This is a genomic window from uncultured Methanobrevibacter sp. (genome assembly GCF_902764455.1).
In the GTDB taxonomy this organism is placed as follows: Archaea; Methanobacteriota; Methanobacteria; order Methanobacteriales; family Methanobacteriaceae; genus Methanocatella.
In genome coordinates, this window is record NZ_CACWVY010000070.1 from 1 (window position 1) to 6,186 (window position 6,186).

Annotated in this window: 5 protein-coding genes; all 5 read left to right on the forward strand. The window is 34.5% G+C overall.

The features are described from left to right. Nucleotides 1–18: 18 nt before the first annotated feature. The 5 genes from QZU75_RS12465 to alaS all read left to right on the forward strand — a co-directional run bounded on the left by QZU75_RS12465 (nt 19) and on the right by alaS (nt 5,523). Nucleotides 19–501, forward strand: coding sequence for a 50S ribosomal protein L11 (locus QZU75_RS12465; RefSeq protein WP_296884143.1), 483 nt, complete (start codon nt 19–21; stop codon nt 499–501). Nucleotides 502–673: 172 nt separating this feature from the next. Further along, nucleotides 674–1,312: a 50S ribosomal protein L1 gene (locus QZU75_RS12470; RefSeq protein WP_296884144.1), complete on the forward strand. Its 639-nt coding sequence runs from the start codon at nt 674–676 to the stop codon at nt 1,310–1,312. Next, nucleotides 1,312–2,310 carry a 50S ribosomal protein L10 gene (locus tag QZU75_RS12475; RefSeq protein WP_296884145.1) on the forward strand — a complete coding sequence of 333 codons (999 nt, stop codon included), beginning with the start codon at nt 1,312–1,314 and terminating at the stop codon, nt 2,308–2,310. The genes QZU75_RS12470 and QZU75_RS12475 overlap by 1 nt, the downstream gene beginning before the upstream one ends. 63 nt (nt 2,311–2,373) lie before the next feature. Beyond that, complete coding sequence (gene rpl12p, locus QZU75_RS12480; RefSeq protein WP_292600726.1) at nt 2,374–2,679, forward strand: 50S ribosomal protein P1; 306 nt, start codon at nt 2,374–2,376, stop codon at nt 2,677–2,679. Between the two features lie 147 nt (nt 2,680–2,826). Then, nucleotides 2,827–5,523, forward strand: coding sequence for an alanine--tRNA ligase (gene alaS / locus QZU75_RS12485; RefSeq protein ID WP_296884146.1), 2,697 nt, complete (start codon nt 2,827–2,829; stop codon nt 5,521–5,523). Nucleotides 5,524–6,186 lie beyond the last annotated feature (663 nt).

Genomic DNA, 6,186 nt, shown 5'->3' on the forward strand with positions numbered 1-6,186 from the left:
TCAAAAGGAGGCTGACTGATGGCTAAAGATACAGTCGAAGTTCTTATCGAAGGTGGAAGCGCTACTCCTGGACCTCCATTAGGCCCAGCTTTAGGACCTCTCGGTATTAACATGATGCAAGTAGTAGAAGAAATTAATAAAAAAAGCGCTGATTTTGCAGGAATGAAAGTACCTGTAATTATTAGTGTTGACAGAGATACTAAAGATTTCGAAATTGAAATCGGTACTCCTCCAACTACTTCACTTATCATGGAAGAATTAGGCATCGAAAAAGCTTCTCATGAACCAGGTTTAGACATTGTAAATGACTTACCAATTGAAACCGCTTTAAAAATCGCTAGAATGAAATTCGATTCATTACTTGCAAACGATTACAAAGCAGGTGTTAAAGAAGTTATGGGAACCTGTGTAAGTATGGGTATTTCAGTTGATGGTAAAGACCCTAGAGAAGCACAAAAAGCTGTAGATGCTGGAGAATATGACGATATCTTAGTAGAATAGATATGGTCTACAAATTAAATTTAAGTTAATAAATACAGTGTATATGACATTATAATTTTATTATAATTGATATACTGTTTTTAATTCATGCAATCGTTTAAGAATTTTTTTCTTGTAATGATTCTCATGAAACCAAAAAAATCCAATGAACTTATGTTCATGGGGGATGAATATGACACAAGATGTAATTAACGCGGTGAAGGAGGCAAAAGAACAATCTAAGCCGAGAAACTTCACTGAGTCCGTAGATATTATTATTAATATCCGTGACTTAGATGTCAAAAAGCCAGAAAATAGGTTTAATGAGGAAGTTGCTCTTCCTAACGGCCGTGGCAAAGATGTTAAAATCGGAGTCATCGCTGACGGGGAACTCATTGTTCAAGCTAAAGATGCTGGTCTTGACACTGTAATTAATAAAGGAGATTTAGAAGAGTTCGGAAAAGACAGAAAAGCTGCTAAAAAAATGGCAAACTCTGTTGATTTCTTAATTGCTCAAGCTGATATGATGCCACTCGTTGGTAGATTCCTCGGTCCTGTTTTAGGTCCTCGTGGAAAAATGCCAAAACCAGTGCCTGCAAGTATCAAATTAGATCCTCTTTTAGAAAGATTACAAAGTACTGTCAAAGTTGGTGTAAAACAACAAGCAAGTATTCAAGTTATTGTTGGAAGCCAAGACATGTCAGACGAAGATATAGCTGAAAATGTAGAAACTGTTCTTACAGTCCTAGACCGCAATTTAGAAAAAGGAAGAAGTCAAATTAAGTCCATGTTTATAAAAACAACTATGGGACCAGTAGTGAGGGTGATCTAATGGCTCATGTTGCTGAATGGAAAAAGGAAGAAGTTAAAGAGTTAAAAGAGATTATTGACGAATACGATGTTGTCGGTCTCGTTGATTTAGAAAACATTCCTGCAAAACAGCTCCAAGAAATGAGAAAATCTCTCAAAGGAAAAGCTGTTATCAGAATGTCCAAAATTAATCTTATTAATTTAGCTCTTGAAGATTGTAATGCTGAAAAAACCAACATTATTGATTTATCTGAACATATGGATGGTCAAATTGCAATTATTGCAACTGAAATGAATCCTTTCAAATTGTACAAAATATTGGAAGACAGCAAAACCCAAGCTCCTGCAAAACCAGGAACTATTGCACCTGATGATATTATTGTACCTGAAGGGGACACAGGTTTTGAACCAGGTCCATTTTTAGGTGAATTGCAACAAGTTGGAATTCCTGCTAAAATTGATAAAGGTAAAATCTGCGTACAAAAAGAAACCGTTGTTGTAGCAGCTGGTGAAGAAGTATCCAAACAAGTAGCAGCTACTTTATCAAGAATGGATATTAACCCAATGGAAGTAGGAATTGACTTAAAAGCAGTATACGAAGAAGGATCTATTTACACTTCCGATGTACTTGCAATCGACGAAGAACAAACATTAGCTGACGTACAAAATGCATTCAAGAAAGCATTTAATTTATCTGTAAACGCAGCTATTCCTACTAAAGAAACTACTTCAACTATTATTACTCTTGCATACACCAGAGCAATTAACTTAGGTGTAGAAGCAGCAATTATGACTTCAGAAACTTCAGAACCATTAATTGGTTTAGCACAAGCTAAAATGTTAGCTATTGCATCAGAAGTATCTGGTGTTGAAGGTGCTTTAAGCGAATCCTTAGCTGAAAAACTTTCAAGTGCTGCAGTTGCAGCTCCTGTAGAAGAAGCAGCTGAAGAAGAAGTTGTTGAAGAAGTTGAAGAAGAAGAGGAAGAAGAACCAGCAGCTGGGTTAGGGTTGCTATTCTAAAAACATTAATTTAAATTTTTATTATATTAAACTAACACTTTAAAATAAACTAATGGTGATAACATGGAATATATATATGCGGCAATGATTTTGCACAGTGCAGAAAAAGATATTAACGAAGAAAATGTTAAAAGTATTATTGAAGCAGCAGGAATTGATGCTGATGATGCTAGAATCAAAGCATTAATCGCAGCTTTAGAAGATGTTGACATCGACGAAGCTATGGAAACTACTGCTATGGCAGCAGCAGCACCTGCAGCTGCACCTGCAGCAGCTGAAGCTGTTGAAGAAGAAGAGGAAGAAGAAGAGGAAGAAGAAGAAGCTTCTGAAGAAGAAGCAGCAGCTGGATTAGGTGCTCTCTTCGGATAGATTTTTTAAATCTATGATTAACACTTTTTTTTAAGACTATTTTTTTAAACATTTATATTTTGAAATTATCTTTTCACCGAATTTTCATTAATTATTTATTAAATTAAAAACATATTTTATACTAATAAATAATTAAGACTGATTCTTATGGTAGAAATTTTTGATGAACTTGGTTATATAAAACAAACTTGTAAAACTTGCGGACAGGAGTTTTACTCTCAAGTGACAAGAGATACTTGCGGTGATGCTCCATGTGATGAGTATGAGTTTATTGCAAATCCGGCTACAGACAAACCATACAATTTATATGAAATCCAGAAAGTTTTTAGAGAATTTTTAGAAAGTGAAGGACATACACATGTCCACAGATATCCTGTTTTAGCTAAACGGTGGAGAGATGACGTATTTTTAGTTGGGGCATCCATATTTTGTTTCCAACCGTGGATAACTTCAGGTCTTGTTAAACCGCCTGCAAATCCAATTGAAATGGCTCAGCCTTCAATCAGACTTAACGATGTTGATAATGTTGGAAGGACAGGCCGTCACATGACTTGTTTTACAATGGGAACTCACACTGTAATCAACAAGGAAGATGATTTTATCTACTGGGAAGATGAAACCATCAGGCTCTGTCATGAGTTCTTTGCTCACATCGGAATCAACACAGAAGAAATTACTTTCATTAAATCCTGGTGGAGCGGTGGAGGTAATGAAGGGCCTTGTTATGAGGTATGCTGCAGAGGGGTAGAGCTTGCAACTTTGGTATTTATCCAATATGAAACTCTGGAAAATGGAGATAAAAAAGAAATCCCTATTAAAGTTGTTGATACAGGATATGGTCTTGAAAGAATTGCATGGATTTCACAGGGAACTCCTACAGCTTACGATGCATGTTTTGCACCGGTTGTGGATAAATTAAAAGAATTGACTGGTGTTGAAATCAATGAGGATATCCAGGGAAGAAACGCTCAGATTGCAGGAATGATGGATATCGAAGATATTGGTGATTTAAAAGAACTTCGCCAGCAGGTGGCTGACAGTCTGGATTTATCTTTGGAAGAATATCTTAAAGCCGCTGAACCTATGGAAGCAATTTACATTATTGCAGATCATACCCGTTGTCTTGCGTTCATGTTGGCTGACGGTATCATTCCGTCAAATGTTAAAGAAGGGTACTTGGCACGTTTGGTTTTAAGAAGAACAATCAGGTTTATGAAAGAATTGGATATGAAAGAATCTTTAGCTGATGTAATGGCAATACAATTGGACTTCCTATCTAAATTCTACCCTGAAATTCGTGATTCAGAGCAGCATATCATGAATATCATTACTCTTGAGGAGGAAAGATATGCATCCACTGTTAAAAAAGGAAAAAGCATAGTCAAAAGATCAATTAAAAGGCTTAAAAAAGAAGGTAAATCTGAAATGCCTCTTGAAATGTTGATTGATTTGTATGATGCTCATGGAATTCCTCCTGAAACTGTTGTTGAAATGGCTGGTGACAATTTCACTGTTAATGTGCCGGATAACTTCTTCACACAAGTTGCCGGAGCCCACGAAAAGGATACTTCAAACAAAAAATCCACATTTAATGTTGACTTCCCTGAAACTGATTTATTATTCTATAAAGATTTCTACCAAAAAGAATTTGAAGCAGAAGTTTTAGGTTTGGTTGAAAAAGATGGGGACAAATGTTTAATTTTTGATAAAACAGTATTTTACCCTGAAGGAGGTGGTCAACCTTCAGATATAGGTACTATTTCCATTAATGGAAATGTCATTAGCATGAAGCATGCTGAAAAAATTGACAATGTTGTATTGCATCATGTAGATGAAGACATTTCAGATGATGTTGTGGGCAAAAAAATCACTGGTGAACTTGACTGGAACCGTAGAATCACCCTTGCACGTCATCATACAGGAACCCACCTTGTTATTGCTGCTGCAAGAAAAGTATTGGGTCAACACATTTGGCAGGCAGGATCTCAAAACGGCATTACAAGAGCGCGTATTGACTTGTCACACTACAAGCGTATCACACAGGAAGAACTGAATGAAATTGAAAAATTGGCCAATGAATATGTGATGGACAACATTGATTTGGATATTCAATTCCACACTCGTGATGAGGCACAGGAATTATATGGATTTGTGCTCTATCAAGGGGGTATAGTTCCAGGTAAAATGATTCGTGTAGTTAAAATCCCTGGTGTTGATGTACAGGCTTGTGCAGGTACACATGTTTTAAGAACAGGGGTAGTAGGTCCTATTAAAATTAACAAAACAGAAAGAGTTCAGGATGGTGTTGAAAGAATTGATTTCTCAGCAGGTCTTGCAGCAATAGATTCAATGCAGCATGACAGTGAACTTTTAAGGACTAGTGCTTCTGTGTTCAGTGTTGATAATGACCAATTGCCAAAAACATGTGACAGGTTCTTCAGCGAGTGGAAAGCGCAGAAAAATGAAATTGACAAGTTACAATCTGAAATTGCAAGCTTAAAAATGAATTCCCTGGCAGATGAATTCGAGGAAATCAACGGTTTGAAAGTTATTTCCGAATTAATTGAAGCTGATTTTAAGGAACTTCAGAAAATGGCAACCGACTTTACAGACAATGGCAAGGCAGATGTTGTCATTATAGGTAACAATAAGGGAAATATTGTTGGTGCAGCTTCACAAACTGCAATTGATAGCGGAATCAAAATTAATGAAATTATTAAAACTGCAGCTGGTGTTTTAGGTGGTGGCGGCGGAGGCCGTCTGACACTGGCGCAGGGTGCAGGTAAAAATACAGATAAAATGGATGAAGCCATCAGCACTGCAGTTGATTTAATTAAAGGATAATTATTTTATCCTTTTATATTTTTTTAATTTAATATATTGAATTTTAGAGGTTTTGGCAATTATCTCAGATGCCCTACATGTTTTAACTGATTTCTAATTATTTTGTATTCTTGTTTTTTTAGTATTCATGTTTATACTCATTCTTATTCAGAAATTTTTTCTATTAAATGCAAATTATCCATAAATAGTTCATGTTCCAAAAAGAAAAAATCATATATTTATTAAACATTAAGAAATGCTAAAAGGTTTATTTTTTCGATGAATCAATAAATATGCATCTATATTGCTAAAAAACTATTTTAAAACGACTTTTCTCTTGAATGGGGTCTTCAATGATGTCTGATTAACTATAATTTGAAATAAACTTATTATGTGGAAATTTAATGATATTTGATAGAAATTATCAAAATTTTAGATTTATATGAATATAATTCATTTTTAAATAATTATTTTATATTTGTTTAATATTATTTGTAAGGATATTTTAATCAGATTGAAAATTTCATTGAAATAAATGTTTATATTGAATTTTTATAAAATGGATATTATTTTTTTTTAATAGTCCAGGATGGGACATGAAATTTTTTAATTTTTTATAGAATTTTTTATTTTTAAAATTTTTTTGCAATAATTTTATTTTTCAGTTGTTTTTATTGTTTATTT

Coding starts and splice junctions, on each gene's coding strand:
- rpl12p (WP_292600726.1), top strand. CDS start 2,374: ATGGAATATATATATGCGGCAATGATTTTGCACAGTGCAGAAAAAGAT.
- QZU75_RS12470 (WP_296884144.1), top strand. CDS start 674: ATGACACAAGATGTAATTAACGCGGTGAAGGAGGCAAAAGAACAATCT.
- alaS (WP_296884146.1), top strand. CDS start 2,827: ATGGTAGAAATTTTTGATGAACTTGGTTATATAAAACAAACTTGTAAA.
- QZU75_RS12465 (WP_296884143.1), top strand. CDS start 19: ATGGCTAAAGATACAGTCGAAGTTCTTATCGAAGGTGGAAGCGCTACT.
- QZU75_RS12475 (WP_296884145.1), top strand. CDS start 1,312: ATGGCTCATGTTGCTGAATGGAAAAAGGAAGAAGTTAAAGAGTTAAAA.